At 69.7% G+C, this 16,754-nt stretch carries 14 protein-coding genes; 6 read left to right on the plus strand and 8 right to left on the minus strand.

Translation table 11 applies throughout. From position 1 onward, the window contains the following. Position 1 precedes the first annotated feature (1 nt). The 8 genes from A1QA_RS0101905 to A1QA_RS0101940 form a co-directional block, all read right to left on the minus strand. Positions 2-2,314 carry a copper-transporting P-type ATPase gene (locus A1QA_RS0101905; protein ID WP_009232776.1) on the minus strand — a complete coding sequence of 771 codons (2,313 nt, stop codon included), beginning with the start codon at positions 2,312-2,314 and terminating at the stop codon, positions 2-4. A gap of 45 nt (positions 2,315-2,359) precedes the next feature. Beyond that, positions 2,360-2,653, minus strand: coding sequence for a hypothetical protein (locus A1QA_RS0101910; protein WP_009232777.1), 294 nt, complete (start codon positions 2,651-2,653; stop codon positions 2,360-2,362). Between the two features lie 187 nt (positions 2,654-2,840). After that, positions 2,841-4,325: a multicopper oxidase family protein gene (locus A1QA_RS0101915; protein ID WP_017177248.1), complete on the minus strand. Its 1,485-nt coding sequence runs from the start codon at positions 4,323-4,325 to the stop codon at positions 2,841-2,843. Between the two features lie 56 nt (positions 4,326-4,381). After that, the gene (locus tag A1QA_RS0101920; protein ID WP_017177249.1) at positions 4,382-5,437 is read right to left on the minus strand and encodes a sensor histidine kinase; all 1,056 of its coding nucleotides are present in this window, start codon (positions 5,435-5,437) and stop codon (positions 4,382-4,384) included. A 50-nt stretch (positions 5,438-5,487) separates the two neighbouring features. After that, positions 5,488-6,204, minus strand: a complete 717-nt coding sequence (locus A1QA_RS0101925) for a response regulator transcription factor (protein ID WP_003780993.1) — start codon at positions 6,202-6,204, stop codon at positions 5,488-5,490. Positions 6,205-6,235: 31 nt separating this feature from the next. Next, on the minus strand, positions 6,236-6,955 hold the full coding sequence (locus tag A1QA_RS0101930; RefSeq protein ID WP_008733373.1) for a DUF6803 family protein: 720 nt from the start codon (positions 6,953-6,955) through the stop codon (positions 6,236-6,238). A 57-nt stretch (positions 6,956-7,012) separates the two neighbouring features. Beyond that, positions 7,013-8,041, minus strand: a complete 1,029-nt coding sequence (locus A1QA_RS0101935; protein WP_017177250.1) for an aldose-1-epimerase — start codon at positions 8,039-8,041, stop codon at positions 7,013-7,015. A gap of 150 nt (positions 8,042-8,191) precedes the next feature. After that, positions 8,192-9,247: a LacI family DNA-binding transcriptional regulator gene (locus tag A1QA_RS0101940; RefSeq protein ID WP_026048606.1), complete on the minus strand. Its 1,056-nt coding sequence runs from the start codon at positions 9,245-9,247 to the stop codon at positions 8,192-8,194. Between the two features lie 398 nt (positions 9,248-9,645). On the opposite strand from A1QA_RS0101940, the gene A1QA_RS0101945 reads away from it, so the two are divergent. The 6 genes from A1QA_RS0101945 to A1QA_RS0101970 all read left to right on the plus strand — a co-directional run bounded on the left by A1QA_RS0101945 (position 9,646) and on the right by A1QA_RS0101970 (position 16,628). Next, complete coding sequence (locus tag A1QA_RS0101945; RefSeq protein ID WP_017177252.1) at positions 9,646-10,842, plus strand: Gfo/Idh/MocA family protein; 1,197 nt, start codon at positions 9,646-9,648, stop codon at positions 10,840-10,842. A 138-nt stretch (positions 10,843-10,980) separates the two neighbouring features. Next, entirely contained in the window at positions 10,981-12,645 is a 1,665-nt protein-coding gene (locus A1QA_RS0101950; protein ID WP_017177253.1) for an MFS transporter, read from the plus strand. 138 nt (positions 12,646-12,783) lie between these two features. After that, positions 12,784-13,710, plus strand: a complete 927-nt coding sequence (gene iolE / locus A1QA_RS0101955) for a myo-inosose-2 dehydratase (protein WP_026048607.1) — start codon at positions 12,784-12,786, stop codon at positions 13,708-13,710. 78 nt (positions 13,711-13,788) lie between these two features. Next, positions 13,789-14,625, plus strand: coding sequence for a Gfo/Idh/MocA family protein (locus A1QA_RS13080; protein WP_017177255.1), 837 nt, complete (start codon positions 13,789-13,791; stop codon positions 14,623-14,625). A gap of 56 nt (positions 14,626-14,681) precedes the next feature. Then, on the plus strand, positions 14,682-15,680 hold the full coding sequence (locus A1QA_RS0101965) for a sugar phosphate isomerase/epimerase family protein (protein ID WP_017177256.1): 999 nt from the start codon (positions 14,682-14,684) through the stop codon (positions 15,678-15,680). A gap of 75 nt (positions 15,681-15,755) precedes the next feature. Further along, positions 15,756-16,628: a sulfite exporter TauE/SafE family protein gene (locus tag A1QA_RS0101970; protein WP_051000501.1), complete on the plus strand. Its 873-nt coding sequence runs from the start codon at positions 15,756-15,758 to the stop codon at positions 16,626-16,628. The last annotated feature ends 126 nt before the right edge of the window (positions 16,629-16,754 follow it).

Consider the following 16,754-nt stretch of genomic DNA (forward strand, 5'->3'; position numbering starts at 1 on the left):
GTCAGCGGTGACGGCGCAACCGCAGCGAGTTGGTGATCACGCTGACCGAGCTGAGGGCCATGGCGGCGGCCGCGATGACGGGCGACAGCAGCCAGCCAAAGGCCGGGTAGAGGGCGCCGGCGGCCAGCGGGATACCGAACACGTTGTACACGAACGCGAAGACCAGGTTCTGGCGGATGTTGCGCATCGTGTCGACCGACAGGTCGCGGGCCTTGACCAGGGCGGCCAGGTCACCGCCGAGCAGGGTCACGTCGGCGCTCTCGATGGCCACGTCGGTGCCGGTGCCCATGGCCACACCCACGTCGGCCACGGCGAGGGCGGGGGCGTCGTTGACGCCGTCGCCGGCCATAACGACCGTGTGGCCCTGGGCCTGCAGGGCCTGCACGTGGCCGTGCTTCTGGTCGGGCAGGACGTCGGCGACGACCTGGTCGATGCGCAGCTCGTCGGCGATGGCCCGGGCGGTGGTGGCATTGTCGCCGGTGAGCATGACGACCTTCATCCCGCGCCGACGCAGGTCCTCGATCGCGCCGGCGGTGGTCGCCTTGAGCGGGTCGGCGATGGCCAGCACACTGGCGGGCCTGCCGTCGACGGCCACGACGATCGCGGTCGCGCCACGGCGACGGTAGGCCTCCACCACGGCGTCCAGGGCATGGGTGTCGACGTGCTGGCTGCCCAGGAAGGCGGGGCTGCCGACGAGCACGTGCTGACCGTCGACGGTGGCGCTGACACCGCCACCCGGGTGGGCGGCGAAATCGCTGGCCGCCGGCACCGTGCGTCCCGTCTGGCGGGCAGCATCGACCACCGCCCTGGCGAGGGGGTGTTCGGAGCCGGCCTCCACAGCCGCGGCGAGCAGCAGTGTCCGGGCATCCTCGTGGCCGTCGACGCCCTGCTGGTCGACCAGGCTGGGGCGGCCCTGGGTGAGGGTACCGGTCTTGTCGACGACGACGGTGTCGACCTTCTGCAGTCGTTCGAGGGCCTCGGCGTTCTTGACCAGCACGCCCTCGCTGGCGCCGCGCCCGACCCCGACCATGATCGACATTGGCGTGGCCAGACCCAGCGCACACGGGCAGGCGATGATCAGCACGCTGACGGCGGCCACGATCGCGAACGGCAGCCGCGGCTGCGGCCCGATCGCCAGCCACAACCCGAAGGTGGCCAGGGCGACGGCGATCACGACCGGCACGAACACCGCCGAGATCTTGTCGACCAGTCCCTGGATCGGAGCACGGGACCGCTGCGCCTGGGAGACCAGGTCGACGATCCGGGCCAGGGTCGAGTCGGCGCCCAGGCCAGTGGCCTCCACCACCAGGCTGCCGCCCTGGATGATCGTGCCGCCGATGACCCGGTCACCGGGGCTCTTGTCGACCGGAACCGGCTCGCCGGTGATCATCGACTCGTCCACATACGCGTGACCATCGACCACGGTGCCGTCGGCCGGCACCTTCTCGCCCGGCCGCACCCGGCACCGATCGCCCAGCTGCAGCTCGGCGGCCGGCACGTCGGTCTCGGTGCCGTCGGCCCCGATGCGGTGCGCGGTGGCCGGTGACAGGTCGAGCAGGGTGCGGATCGCACCGGAGGTCTGGTCGCGGGCCCGCAGCTCGAGGACCTGGCCGAGCAGCACCAGGGTGATGATGACTGCCGCGGCCTCGAAGTAGGTGCCGACCCGGCCGTCCATCGCCCGCATCCCGGACGGGAACAACCCCGGCGCCAGCACCGCGACCACGCTGTACAGCCACGCGGCACCGACACCCAACGACACCAGGGTGAACATGTTCAGGTGACGGCTGACCACCGACTTCGCGCCGCGCACGAAGAACGGCCACCCAGCCCACCACACCACCGGCGTCGACAGGGCCAGCTCGAGCCACGGCGCGACGCTGCCGGGCAGCGCACGCCCCAGCACCATGGGAACCATCACCATCGCCACCAGCGGCACGCTCAGCACCGCCGCCACCCAGAACCGGCGACGCATGTCGACGAGCTCCTGGTTCGGGCCGTCGTCGAGCCCGGCCGAGACCCGCTCCAGCGCCATGCCACAGATCGGGCAGTCACCGGGGCCGTCGCTGCGGACCTCGGGGTGCATCGGGCAGGTCCAGTCCCCTGCAGCGACCGCACCGGCCACCACCGCCGGCTCGCCGGTGGGGTGCTGGTGGTCGTGGTGCTGTGCGGCCGGCGCGTCCCCACCGTCGGCGGGTTGCAGGAACATCCCGCACTTGGGGCAGCGTCCTGGGTGGTCGCTGGTCACCTCGGGGTGCATCGGGCACGTGTAGCGGGTGGTGTGGTCGTGGGTGGCGGTGGCTGCCGGGTGGTTCATGGGTTGCTCCTCGAGACGGTGCTGCCGGTGGATGGCGGGCGGTGGTCAGTGCTGGGATCCGTGGTCCATCATGCGCATCATCAGCCACATCATGAGCATGCAGCTGATGGCGGGCACGAGGGCGGCCAGGACACCGCCGGCGGCGAGGCTGGCACGTCCGGCCCACAGGTAGCCGGCGACCACGAGCAGCATCGGTGCGCACATCAGCAGGTGCATCCAGTGGTGGGACTTGCCGTGCTGGTGGGAGTTGCCGTGCTGGTGGGTGGTGCTGGTGGGGTCCTGGTCGGTCATTGGGCCGGTCAGGGGCTGGCGGGGGGCCTGGTCGGGGCTCGTGTACATGGCGTGTCCTTGTCTGCTCGGGGAAGGGGTTTTCCTTCCACTTCCACGGTGACGGGGCGAGGTCAATGAGCTCGCGAGGTTTGGTGAAGGTCTGGTCAAGCTCTGCAGACGGCGATGGTGAGGCTGCCGCAAGGGGGCAGCCGCGCCATCAGGGCAGGCGTGGGTGGTCGACATCGGCCGGGAGATGTCAGTAGCGCAGGGTCGTCATCATGCCGAGTTCGGCGTGGTAGATGTTGTGGCAGTGCAGCATCCAGGTGCCGGGGTTGTCGGCCTGCAGGTCGGCCTCGACGGTCTCCATGGGGCGGATCAGGACGGTGTCCTTGCGCAGCCCGTCGCTGCCGGGCAGGGCCCAAGTGTGGCCGTGGATGTGCATGGGGTGGGCCATCATCGTCATGTTCGTCATCCGCAGCCGCACGCGCTGGCCGCGGCTGAGCGCCAGTGGGGTGTCCTCGCCGAAGCGTTTGCCGTTGAGGCCCCACGCGTAGGGCTTCATCTGGCCGTTGAGTGCCACGTCGAGGGTGGTGTCGGGCTTGCGGTCGGGCAGTCGGGCGCTGTCGGCGGGCTTGAGCTGGGTGGTCAGCAGGGCCTTGCCGTCGAGTTCTGCGATGCGGGTGTCCGGGGCCGGGACGTTGCCGGAGCCGGTGCGCACGATGGCGCGGGCCGGGGTGCCCTTCTTGCCCTCGGGCGCGGCCTGCAGCACGAACACGCCGTCGCCGAGGGTGATGGTCGCATCCAGTCGTTCTCCCATCGCGAGGTAGACGGCGCTGGCCTGGGTGGGGGTCACAGGGAACCCGTCGGTGTGGGTGACGGTGAGTCGATGGCCCTGCAGGGCGAGCTTGAAGATGGTGTCGGAGGAGGCGTTGACGACGCGCAGTCGTACCTTCTGCCCGGGCTTGGCGGTCAGGGTGCGGGGCGCGGCGGGGACGCGGCCGTTGACGAGGTAGTGGGGGTAGGTGACGTCCCCGGCGTCACCCAAGGGTGACATGCCGTGGTCCATGCCGCCCATGTCGTGGTTCATGCCGCTGGACACGGTGCCGTTCTGGGCCTTGAACGCGGCGAGGATGTCATCGGGTGAGGTGCCCACGCCATCGGCCCAGTCGTCGAGGGTGATGATCCACTCGTGGTCGTAGCGGCCGGGTTCAGCGGGGTCGTCGATGACCAGCGGCCGGTACAGGCCGCGGTCGATCTGCACCCCGGTGTGGGGGTGGAAGAAGTAGGTGCCGGGGTCGGGGGCGACGAACTGGTAGGTGAAGCTGCTGCCGGCCTCGATGGGTTGCTGGGTGACGCCGGGCACGCCGTCGCTTGGCTGGCGCAGCGCGATGCCGTGCCAGTGGACGGAGGTGCTGGTGGGAAGCTTGTTCTCGACGCGGACCTGCAGCAGGTCTCCGGCGCGGGCCCGCAGGACGGGGGCGTCGAGGGTCTCGTCGTAGGCCCAAGTCCTGGCCGTGACGCCGCCCAGATCGAGGGTGACCGGCCGGGGCGTGAGGACGTGGTTGACGGTCTTCGTGCCGGGGGCTGCGACCAGCGGGGTCTGGCTGGGGATCGTCAATGGGGAGTTCGGCGCGGCGGGTGCTGCGGCCGGGGTGTTCTTGGCGCCGCAGGCGCTCAAGGCCCCTGCCGAGGCCAGGCCGAGACCGGTGAACAGGACGTGGCGGCGGGAAAGTGTGTTCATGTCCTTGAGCCTGTCGGGCCCGGATGAAGCCCCGGCAGGGGTTGGTCAAGATCTGGTCAAGAAGTCACGGTGGGCAGGGTCAGCGCGAAGGTTGCGCCGTGGCCGGGGCCGTCGCTGTGGGCCGTCAGGTCACCGCCGTGGGCGCGGGCAATGGCCCTGGAGATCGCCAGGCCGACACCGGTTCCACCGTCGACGTCGCGAGTGCGGGTGTCCTCGACGCGGTAGAAGCGTTCGAAGACGTGGGTGAGGGCCTCGGTGGGGATGCCGACGCCGTTGTCGGTGACGCGGACCACGGCCCGGTCGTGCTCGTGTCTCATCGCGACCTCGACCCGGTTGCCGCCCACCGTGTGTTGCAGGGCGTTGCGCAGCAGGTTGTCCAGGACTTGCCCGATGCGAGCGGCATCCACGTCGACGCGCAGGCCGGGAACGGTCTGGGCGTGCAGCGTCACCCCGGCGGCGTCGTAGGCGTGCCGGGCTGCGGCGACGCTGGCCGTCACGATCTGGTCGAGGTCCTGGTGGCTCAGCGACAGTGGGATGCGGCCTTCCTCGGCGCGGGAGACCTCAGAGATGTCGGCGGCCAGGGCGGCCAGCCGCTGGTTCTGCCGTAGCAGGATCTCGACGTTTGCGGGGGTGAAGTCGACCACACCGTCCTGCAGTCCTTCGAGGGTGACCTGGGTGGCGGCCAGCGGGGTGCGCAGCTCATGGCCCAGGTCGGTGAGCATGCGTCGTCGGGTCTGCTCCGTGGAGGCGATCTGGCTGGCCATGTGGTTAAAGGCGTCGGCGACCTGGGCCAGCTCGGGGCTGGCCGAGGTCATCATGACGGGTTGGTCGTAGTGTCCGGCGGCGACATGTTGGGCGCCGTCCACGAGGGCTTCGACCCCGCGCGACAGGTTCCGGTTGAGGACGGTGGCGACCCCGAGGGCGGCGAGCATCGCGGTGCCCAGACCCACGGCCAGTGACACCAGGCCCGCGTCGTGGAAGGCCTGCTGAGCGTGCTCGACGACATCGGGCTGGGCGTGGCCGGCTTCGAGCATGTGCATCCGGAACCATGCCGGGCCGACCAGCAGTGCCGTCAGCACCGTGGTGGCGGCCATCGCCGCCACCACGGCCATCTGGGTCCACAGCAGTCGGCGTCCCCAACTGCCGCGCGGGTTGCGCGGCATCACTGCCCTTGGCCCATCCGGTAGCCGACGCCGCGCACCGTCTGCACGAACCGGGGCTGGGAGGGGTCGTCACCGAGCTTCTTGCGCAGGTGCGCGATGTGCACGTCGACCAGGTGGTCGTCGCCGACCCAGTCCTCGCCCCACACGGCGTCGGTGAGCTGGCGGCGGTTCAGCACCCAGCCGGGGTGTTCCGCCAGGGCCTGCAACAGGTCGAACTCGGTACGGGTCAGCTCCACCGGTGACGCGTCGAGCTCCACCCGACGCGACGACGGGTCCAGGGTGAGGGCGCCGATGCGGTGCACCACCGCGGCCGTGGCGCCCGTACTTCCGGCGCGGGGGCGTCTCAGCAGCACCTGGATGCGAGCCACCAGCTCACGCGGGCTGAACGGTTTGGTCATGTAGTCGTCCGCGCCGACCGACAACCCGATCAGCTTGTCGACCTCGTCGGCGCGGGCCGTGAGCATCAACACGTAGCAGTCGCTGAAGGTGCGCAGCTGGCGGCACACCTCCACCCCGTCCATGCCCGGCAGGCCCAGGTCCAGCACCACCACGTCGGGGGCCGTGGCCCGGACAAGGTCAAGCGCGGCCAGCCCGTCCCCGCAGGTCTGGGCCGACATGCCGGCCCGCTCGAGGTAGTTCTTCACCGTGCCCGACAGCACCGGCTCGTCGTCGACGACCAGGACACTCGGTACAACCGCAACAGAAGCGCTGTTCATGACACCACCTCACCACGGACCCGGCCGGGGATCAATTCGACGGGGCGGAGCTGGGCATCATCGTCGAGTGGTCCATGTCCGTCATGCCACCCATGTCGTGGTTCATGCCGGACATGCTGCCCATGTCGTGCTGCACCGAGGCCGGCGCCTTCGGCGAATAGCCCATGACGGCAGGGTCGAGCATGCCGAAGATCATCGCGACGTGGGCCACCACCAGGAACACCGCCACCATCGCCACGTGCAGGCGCAGGCGCCCGGTCTCGTCGCGGCCCAAGAGCTCGGCCTCCAGCAGGCTGATCACCAGCATCGGCACGCCACCGGCCAGGTACGACAGGACAGCGATCACGTCCGCGGGGCCACGCCAGCCACCATTGACCGTCAGCGGAACCACGGCAGTGATAAGCAGGTGCAGGCCGATGAACACCCACACCGGCCCGGCCAGCAACCCGGCCCAGTGGCCCACCTTCGTCACCCATCCCGGCGCCGGACGCTCACCCCGACGAGCCAACAGCATCACCAACTCGGTGATCGCGAGCGTCTCGGCCAGCACGACCGGAAGCGCCATGAACAACAGCAGGTTCCACGGCTGACGCACGGCCAACAGCCCCATGTAGTGGGTCATCGGCATGCCCTCCATCCCCGACCCGGAGGTCAGGTCAGGGGCGGCCAGGGCCAGGGCGGCAGCTGCGATGGTGCCGACACCCAGGGCAACCAGCGGCACGGTACGGGAAGAGTTCTCGTTCGAGGTCATGGCCACAAGCCTCGAAGCCCCACACCAAGGTCGGGGCAAGGGAATGTGAAGATTCGGTCAAGCCGGTCTCCGGGTAGACATGGGGCCAGAACAGACCGTCACCATGGGGCCAATCGAAGTTGACAGAGCCACCTCGTGGAGACGGTAGGTGAAGGAGTGGGACTGCCCCACCTTGAGGGCGATGAGGTCCTCCCCGCTGTTGAAGGCGTTGGGCGGGCAGGTCATGGGCTCGATGGCCACGCCGGGCCGGGAGAGCTCGTCGGCGGTGTAGGCCTGCACCCAGGGGACGTCCGAGCTCATGACGACGGCGCGGTTCCCCTGCCCGCCGCGCAGGCTCACCTCCCAGGTGCCCTCGGGCAGGGCGGTGTAGGCATTGTCCGTCTGGGTGGCCCCGACGAGCCGGCCGCCCCGCCAGTCCCAGTCGGTGCCCTCCACGCTGCGCAGGCTCGTGGGCGCCATGTGCTCGTCGACGTCGAGGACCTCGGCAGCCGGAATGGTCAGGACGCAGTCGTCCAGGGGCACCGAGCGCGTCAGGTAGGGGTGGCAGGACACGCCGTAGGGAGCGGGGGCGGGCTCACCCTTGACCTCCGGCGCGCCGGGGACCGGCGGGGCGGGGCGGGCCGCACCGACGTTGGTGGCGGTCACGGTCACGCTCAGTCCGCGCTCGGCGTCGAGCTCGAAGCAGGCGCTGGCCTCCAGACTCCAGGGGTAGCCGTAGGAGGCCAGCAGGCTCAGCTCCAGGACGACGCGGCTGCGGGGGGCGCCGTCGTCGGGGCCGGAGGGGTCGTCGTCGGCGACCTGCCAGTCCATCCAGCCGGCCAGGCCGTGGAGGGCGGAGCCGCTGGCAGGCTCGTTGCAGGCCACGAGGAACTCGGTTCCGCCGTAGTCGTAGCGGGCCCCGGCAATGCGATTAGCCCACGGCAGCAGGGTCTTGCCCTGCCAGCCGGCGGGCAACGTGGCCTCAGCGTCGAAGGGCATGATGAGGCCGCGTCCCTGCCGTCGCAGATGAACGAGCATGGCGCCCGATGAGGCGATGCGCGCCTCGTAGTCGCCGGCGACCAGGTCGATGAGTTCTCCGTTGATCATGGTTCCTGTCCCAGTATGCGGGGGCCTGCGCCCCACGGTATTGGCATGATGGTCGGCATCACCGTACGCCACCCACGCTCCGACCTGCGGCCTCAGATGCGGCCAGCGGTACGCGGCTTGCTCCGGCGCTCACGCTTCGACTCCCACGGTTCACGCAGCGCGGGCCGTCGTGTCCCGGACGACCAGGTCGGGCACCACCCGATAGAGGCGGCCGCCCAGGCGCCGGTCCTCGCAGGCCACCTCCGCGGGGATCCGGCCATCCTGATCCGGGTGCATGCGGGTCAGCAGCGCCCGCACCGCCACCTCGGCGATGAGACCGGCATTCTGACGCACTGTGGTCAAAGAGAAGGCCGTAGCCGCTGTCACCGGGATGCCGTCATAGCCGGTGACAGCCACGTCCTGCGGGACGCGTACGCCTTGACGGCGCAATTCCATGAGAGCCCCCACGGCGCAATGGTCGTTGAAGCACAGCAAGGCCTCGGGCAGCTCACCGGACTCGATGAGGTGGTGGACCGCTCTGGCACCACTGTTCTCATCGCCTCCCCCGGGCACCACCCGGATGGTGCCCCCCAGTCCGCGCTGCTCCATGGCCTGGCCGAAGCGCTCGACCCGTCGCTTCGCCGCGGTCTCTTCCCCACCGTCCACATGGGTGATACGACGCCGCCCGGTACCTGCGAGATGATCGACGAGCAGCTGGATGCCGACGTCGTCGCGGGAGTGTATCTCGTCGACGTCACTCAACTCGGTGCTGGTACCGATGACGACCGCCGGAGTACGACCCACGATGCGGGCCAGGGCATCCACCGGGATATCGGGGTCGACGAGGGCGAGCCCCTCGCAGCGCTCCAGCAGCAGGGCGCGCAGTCCATCGGCCACGTCCCGGTGCGGGGTGGAGGTGGCCAGGACCAGACCGTGCCCCAGGTTGGAGGCCGCCTGGTAGAGCCCGTCCACGACGAGCCCCTGATAGGCCTGCCCGATGGCGAAACTGGCCCCGATGAGCCCGGTATGGCTGCGGCGCAGGAACTGGGCGCGCGGGTCCGCCTGGTAACCGAGCTCGGCGGCGATGCGCAGGATCTCCTCGCGGGTCTTCTCGGCGACGCCGTCGGAGCCGTTGAGTGCCGCCGAGACGGTGGAGATGGAACGGCCGGCGTGCTCGGCCACGGTCCTGATCGTGACCCTGCCACCGCGCCCTCGAAGTTCCTTCACCGCAGACGCCTCCCTTCCCACACCGTTGTGCCTACCGATCCCGCACGTTGCGCGAGACCCGGCACCCGACCTCGGGCACCGTTCGCCCCATCCTATCCGACGACGCCGTTTCAGCAGGTAGATGGCCACTCGTAGGCCCGCAATCAGCCCGCCTGGACCGCACCCGCGATACGGTCGAGCAGCGCGCACCCTGCACCGGCAGGCGGATGAAGGCCACTCGGGCAGGTCCGACCAACATCCCGGGTCACATTGGATGAACTTTCATCCAACTTTCATCTTGTCAGGACAAAGTCGCTCTGATATGTTCCTGTGACGTCATTAACGACGGGTGCTTCCCGGGTCTTCCGGACGTACTTCCACACACGCAGCAGCCGACAGTGTTGTCGGAAAGGAACGTTATGACCGACAAGAGAATATTGGGCCTCGGAGTCATCTCCCTGGGATGGATGGGGCGGCTCCATGCCCGCAGCTACCGCGCCATCGCCGAGCGCTTCCCTGAGCTGGGCGTGGTCCCGCGTCTGGTTGCGGCCGCCGATCCGGTGGACCAGGTGCGTCAGGAGGCGGTGGACAATCTGGGCTTCGAGCGCGCCTACGCCGACTACCACGATCTGCTGGCCGACCCCGAGGTGGAGGCCGTCTCCATCTGCGCCCCCAACTTCCTCCACCATGAGATGGCCATTGCGGCCGTCAAGGCCGGCAAGCCCTTCTGGATCGAAAAGCCCATGGGGGTCAGCGCCACACAGTCCCGCGAGATCGCCCAGGCCGCCGAGAAGGCGGACCTTGTCACCGCCGTCGGCTTCAACTACCGCCACACCCCGGCGATCGAGTACCTGCGCTCCCTGGTGCGCGGCGGCGAGCTCGGCCGCATCACCAATGTGCGCGTGTGGTTCATCGCCGACTACAACGCCTCCCCCCTGGGCCCGCTGACCTGGCGCGCCTCGCGCGAGAAGGCGGGCGCCGGCGTCGTCCCCGACCTCATGAGCCACGGAGCCGACCTGGCGCAGTACGTCGTCGGGCGCATCTCCTCGGTCACGGCGGCCACTGGCACCTTCATCACCGAGCGCCCCATCCCCACGAAGATGGGCATCGGCCACTCCGGCTTCGAGATCGGCGACGAGGTCGGACCCGTGGAGAACGAGGACTACGTGGCCATGCTCGTCCGCTTCGACGACGGCACGATCGGCACGATGGAGTCCTCCCGCGTCTCCGTGGGCCCGCGCGCCGAGTACGTCGTCGAGGTCTACGGCACCGAGGGCTCGGCCCGCTGGAACTTCGAGCGCCTCAACGAGCTCGAGGTCTGCGTCGGCATCGACGGCGGCCCCACCCACGGCTACACCCGCGCCATGGCGAACCCCGCGTGGGGGCAGTGGCACCGCTACCAGCCCGCCATCGGCACCTCCATGGGCTTCGACGACATGAAGTCCGTCGAGGCGGCGCAGTTCATCGAGTCCGTCATCACCGGCGAGCAGATCGCCCCGTCGGCGGCCGACGCCTGGTGCGCGGCCGAGGTCGACGAGGCCATCGTCGCCTCCGCGGCCGACGGCCAGTGGCACGAGGTGGCGCGCGTCGACGGCGCGACGACCTTCGACCGCTGAGACGCGCCCCCACTCCTCCGGCGGCCCTCCGCCGGCGGCCCCACTCCCCCGGCATCGTCGCCAGGACGGGGCCATCCGGGCGATCCCGCCCATCTCCTCATCCCCCGGCCCTGAGCCGACCATCCAAGGAAACCATCCATGAGTCAGACCAGCAACGGCCTCTCGCTCAGAGGCATCACCACGGACCAGATGCGCCAGGCGGTGGCCGAGACCCCGCCGTCGGGCAAGCACCGCGGCATCGGCGCGGTCGCCGCCGTCGCCACCCTGGGCTCGCTTCTCTTCGGCTATGACACCGGCGTCATCTCCGGGGCGCTGCCCTACATGTACATGCCCCACGACGCCGCCGGGCTCCAGCTCACCAGCGGCCAGGAGGGCGCGATCGGCGGCACGCTGCTCATCGGCGCCGCCCTCGGCGCGCTCTTCGGCGGTCGCCTGTCCGACCGCTACGGGCGCCGCCACAACATCACCATCCTCGCCATAGTCTTCCTGTTGGGCGCGCTCGGCACCGCCACCGCGCCCAACATCTGGCTGATGTACATCGCCCGCTTCGTCCTCGGCCTGGCCGTCGGCGGCGCCTCCGCCACAGTGCCGGTCTACCTGGCCGAGACCGCGCCCAAGCGCATCCGCGGATCGATCGTCGCCATCGACCAGCTCATGATCGTCACCGGCCAGCTCCTCGCCTTCGCCATGAACGCCGCCATCAGCGCGGCCAGCGGCGGCCCGAGGATCACCATCGAGGCCGATCCCTCGGGCTCGGGCCTGGTCAGCCTCGGCGAGCAGTCCTTCGACAACCTCGCCCACCTCCAGTCCTCCCAGGGCGGGACGCTGTCGTCGGCCGAGTACCACGAGTTCCTCAACCAGCTCGTCATCTCGCACGGCAACGGTGAGACCTGGCGCTACATGCTCGTCCTGTGCTCCATCCCCGCCGTCGCGCTGTGGATCGGCATCCGCCTCATGCCCGAGTCCTCGCGCTGGTACGTGGCCAAGGAGCGCCTCTACGACGCCATCGGCGCCCTCAAGCGGGTGCGTGACGAGGCCAAGGACGGCCCGCTCGAGGACGAGCTCATGGAGATCGCCGAGGCCCGCCAGCACGAGCTGGAGATCCAGTCCAAGCACCTGGGACTCGGCTACGTCTGGAACACCCCATGGCTGCGCAAGCTCATGCTCGTCGGCATCTTCCTGGCGATCGTCAACCAGACCACGGGCGTCAACACGGTCATGTACTACGCGCCCAAGGTCCTGGAGTACGCCGGCATGTCCTCCGCCTCGGCGATCACCGCCCAGGTGGCCAACGGCGTCATGAGCGTCATCGGCTCGGCGATCGGCATCTGGCTCATCATGCGGTTCCGCCGCCGCCAGATCCTCATCGCCGACGTCACCGGCGTGGGCATCTGCCTGCTGGGCATCGCCGCCACCTTCACCATGTTCATCGCCCCGCACATGGACAACGGCACGCCGCCGCCCTCCTGGGCCGCCTACCTCATCCTTGGGCTCATGTCCGTGTTCATGCTCATCGTCCAGTCCTCCAACGGGACCGTGGTGTGGACGATGCTCGGCGAGATCTTCCCCGCCAATGTCCGCGGCATCATGAACGGCACCGCCGTGTTCTGCATGTGGATCGCCAACGCCATCATCACCTGGACCTTCCCTCGCATGATGGAGAGCCTCGGCGGCGGGATCACCTACACGATCTACGGCGTCCTCAACCTCGTCATCGCGCTCATCCTGCTCAAGATGATGCCGGAGACCTCCGGCAAGTCCCTGGAGCAGATCGAGCACGAGATGGAGGAGCGCTACTCCTGACGGCCCCAGCGCCGCCTTCACGCCCTACACTTGTCCTGACAAATGCGGCACCCCTGCCGCAGCGGACCCGCGAGCCCCTCCTCGCGGGTCCGCCCAGGCGCCACCGACGGCGCCGCACCACCGCGAAAAGGAGCAATGATGTCCTTCACCCTCGATCCAGCGACCGCCATCTCCGACCCCCACGGCATCTCCTGGGGCATGCACCCGATCACCTGGCGCAATGACGACATCCCCGAGGTCGGCGCCTTCAACACCCTGGAGGACATGCTCCTGGACCTGGCCGACACCGGCTACCGGGGAACCGAGTGCGCCGGCTTCTTCCCGCCCAAGGAGGAGGTGAAGGCCGCCGCCGACGCCCGGGGCATCAAGATCGTCGCCCAGTGGTTCTCCTCCTTCATCGTGCGCGACGGCGTCGAGGCGGTCATCCCGGACTTCGAGGCCACCTGCGCCTACCTGGAGTACCTGGGCGCCACCCGCGTGGTGGTCTCCGAGCAGACCGGCTCGGTGCAGGGCAAGCGCGACGTCTGCATCTTCACCAACAAGCCCTCCCTGACCGACGAGGAGTGGGACGTCCTGGCCGACGGCCTCAACCGCCTGGGCGACATCGCGCACGCCCACGGCCTCGAGCTCGTCTACCACCACCACCTGGGCACGGTCGTCCAGACCAAGGCCGAGACGATCCGCCTCATGGAGGCCACCGACCCCGCCAAGGTCTCCCTCCTGTTCGACACCGGTCACGCCTACGTGGGCGACGGCGACGTCATGGGCCTTCTCGAGGCCTGCATCGACCGCGTCAAGCACGTCCACTTCAAGGACGTGCGCCCCGAGAAGATGGCGGAGTCCAAGGCTGCCGAGCGCTCCTTCCTCGACTCCTTCCTGGCAGGGATGTTCACGGTGCCCGGGGACGGCACCATCGACTTCACCGAGCCCTACCGCTTCCTCGTGGACCACGGCTACAACGGCTGGATCCTCGTGGAGGCCGAGCAGGACCCGGCCATCGCCAACCCGCTGGAGTACGCCCGCAAGGCGCGCGCCTACATCGAGTCGACGCTCCTGAAGGCCTGAGCCCAGCATTCCGCCCGGCCCCGGCCGCGCGCGGCTCCTTCAGCGGCCGCGGGTCACGACGGCGCCCCCATCCGGACAGTGGATGGGGGCGCCGGCGTCGTCACCGCCACCGGCTTCACCTTCCGCCGCAACGCCGCCGTCGCCGAGCTCGCCAAGCTCGTGGACACCGGGCACCTGGGCGAGATCAACCACTTCGACGCCCGCTACTGGTGCGACTACGGCGCCGACCCCACCACCCCCATGGCCTGGCGCTACAAGGGCCCCATGGGCTCGGGCGCCCTGGGCGACGTCGGCAGCCACCTCATCGACACCGCGGAGACCATCTGCGGGCCCCTGGTGAGTGTGTCGGGCGCGGCCATGATGACCTCGATCAAGCAGCGCCCCGTCGCGGCCGGCCACGTCACCCGCGGCACCGCGCTGGACACCACCAACGCCGTCTACGAGGACGTGGAGAACGACGACGTCGCCACCTTCACCGCGACCTTCGCCAATGGCGCCATCGGCACCTTCTCCTGCTCGCGCGTGGCCTGGGGCCTGCCCAACTCCCTCATGGTGGACGTGCTGGGCTCCAAGGGCCGGGCCTCCTGGGACCTCGCCCGCTGCGGCGAGATCAAGGTCGACGACGTCAACTCCCCCGCGGGCCTGGGTGGCGCGCGCCGGGTCCTGGTCAACCCGGACTTCCCCTACTTCGGGCGCGGCTCCTCGATGGCCTTCGGCGGGGTGGGGCTGACCCAGATCGAGCAGTTCACCTACCAGGCCCACGCCTTCCTCCAGCAGGTCGCCGGCGTCACGGGCGAGGGCGCCCTGCCGCCCTGCGCCACCTTCGCGGCCGGATACCGCGAGATGCGCATCGCCGACGCCATCGCGCGATCTGCCGCCAGCGGCGGCGCCGCCGTCGACGTCTCCGGATTCTGAGCGCCTCCGCCCGAGCCACCAGCAACCCACCACTTGATCGAAGGAGATCACCCACCATGGCACTGAACTACGGCGCCTACACCGCCTGCCTGTCCGACCGCCCCCTGACCGCCGCCCTCGACGTCCTCAAGGAGGCGGGGCTGACCGGCGCGGAGGTCAACGTCGGCGGCTTCATCCCCTCGCCCCACTGCCCCGTCGACGCTCTGCTAGTGTCCCAGGCGGCCCGCGAGGACTACCTCGGGATCTTCGCCGAGCGCGGCATGAGGCTCTCGGGCCTCAACACCTCCGGCAACCCCACCTCGCCGCTGCCCAACGAGGGCCTCAAGCACGCCGAGGACATCCGCAACGCCATCCGCCTGGCCGGGGCGCTGGGGGTGGGCGAGATCGTCACGATGTCCGGCACGCCGGGCACCGACCCCACCGCCAAGTACCCGACCTGGGTGGTCAACCCCTGGAACGGCATTGACATGGAGATCCTGGACTACCAGTGGAGCGTCGTCGTCCCCTTCTTCAAGGAGATCGACGCCCTGGCCCGGGACAACGACGTGCAGGTCTGCCTGGAGCTCCACCCGCGCAACCTCATCTTCAACGTGCCCGCCTTCGAGCGGCTCGTCGAGGAGACCGGCGCCACCAATATCAAGGTGAACATGGATCCCTCGCACCTCTTCTGGCAGCAGATGGACCCCATCGCCGCCACGAAGCGCCTGGGCAGGCTCATCGGCCACGTCCACGCCAAGGACACCAAGATCTTCCCCGGCGCCGCCTACCGCGGCGTGCTCGACACCGACTTCGGCCACGTTCCGGCCGAGGCGGAGGGCAAGGTCCCCGTGGCCTACGGCTACTGGTGCAACGCCTGGCCCGAGGACCCCGCCTGGCGCTTCGTCGCCTTCGGCCTGGGCCACGACGCCGACTACTGGGCCGAGTTCCTGCGCGCCATCGCCGAGGTCGACCCGGAGATGAACGTCAATATCGAGCATGAGGACGCCGAGTACGGCAACGTGGAGGGCCTCAAGCTCTCCGCGGCGAACCTCCTGGCGGCCGCCGCCAAGCTCTGAGCGCGCACCATGACCAGGGCGTAGCGTCCTGATCGATCCTCCTATCCACCCTTCTCACCCGACGGCGGGCCAGCCATGAACGCACCCCTTCTCTCCTCAGCGCTCGTGGCCGCGCCCGCCGTCGGCCTCCTCCCCGACGCCGCCACCACGGGGCCGGCGGCCGCCTGGGCGCTCCTCCTCGTCGGGGCGCTGCTCGTGGGCCTGTCCAAGACCGCCCTGCCCGGCGTCACCACGATCGCCGTGGCCATGTTCGCCCAGGTGCTCCCCGCCAAGGAGTCCACCGGCGTCATGCTCCTGCTGCTCCTGACCGGCGACCTCCCCGCCATCTGGACCTACCGGCGCGACGCCGACGCCGCCATGCTCAGGCGGCTCGTTCCCGCCGTCGTCGTCGGCGTGCTGCTCGGCGCGCTCTTCCTGCGCATGGCCTCCGATGACCTCATGCGCCGCGTCATCGGCTGGTTGCTCATCATCCTCATCGTCGTCACACTCGCGCAGCGGGGCCGCGGCAGGCGACGTGGCCGGGGCCCGGGGCCCCAGGCCGCGAGCGCGGGAGCCAGCCCCGCCGATGGCACGGGCTCGGCCTCCCGGGCGGGCTCCTCCCCCATCGCCCGCATGGTCTACGGGGCGCTGGCCGGATTCTCCACGATGGTCGCCAACGCGGGCGGCCCCGTGACGAGCCTGTACTTCCTGGCCTGCCGCTACCCGGTCAAGGCCTTCCTGGGGACGACCGCCTGGTTCTTCTTCCTGGTCAACCTCACCAAGCTCCCCTTCAGCATCGCCCTGGGCATCATCCACCCCTCCGTCCTGGCGCTCGTCGCGGAGCTCATCCCGGCGGTGCTCGTGGGGGCGCTGGCCGGCAGGCTCCTGGCCGACCGCATGCCGCAGCGCGTCTTCGACCCCATCGTCATGATCCTCACCATCGTCGCCGCCCTCCCCCTCATCGCCTGAGCCACAGCCTCTCCAGCTCCTATGAGCGGCCTGTGGGTGTTCCCACAGGCACGGGGAACAACCGGTTGAGGGACTTTGGTCGCCCTCGGGCGCCGAGAGGGGCACAATCGGTCATGAAGTGCCGGC

It is taken from the genome of Actinomyces timonensis DSM 23838 (assembly GCF_000295095.1).
Classification (GTDB): domain Bacteria; phylum Actinomycetota; class Actinomycetes; order Actinomycetales; family Actinomycetaceae; genus Actinomyces; species Actinomyces timonensis.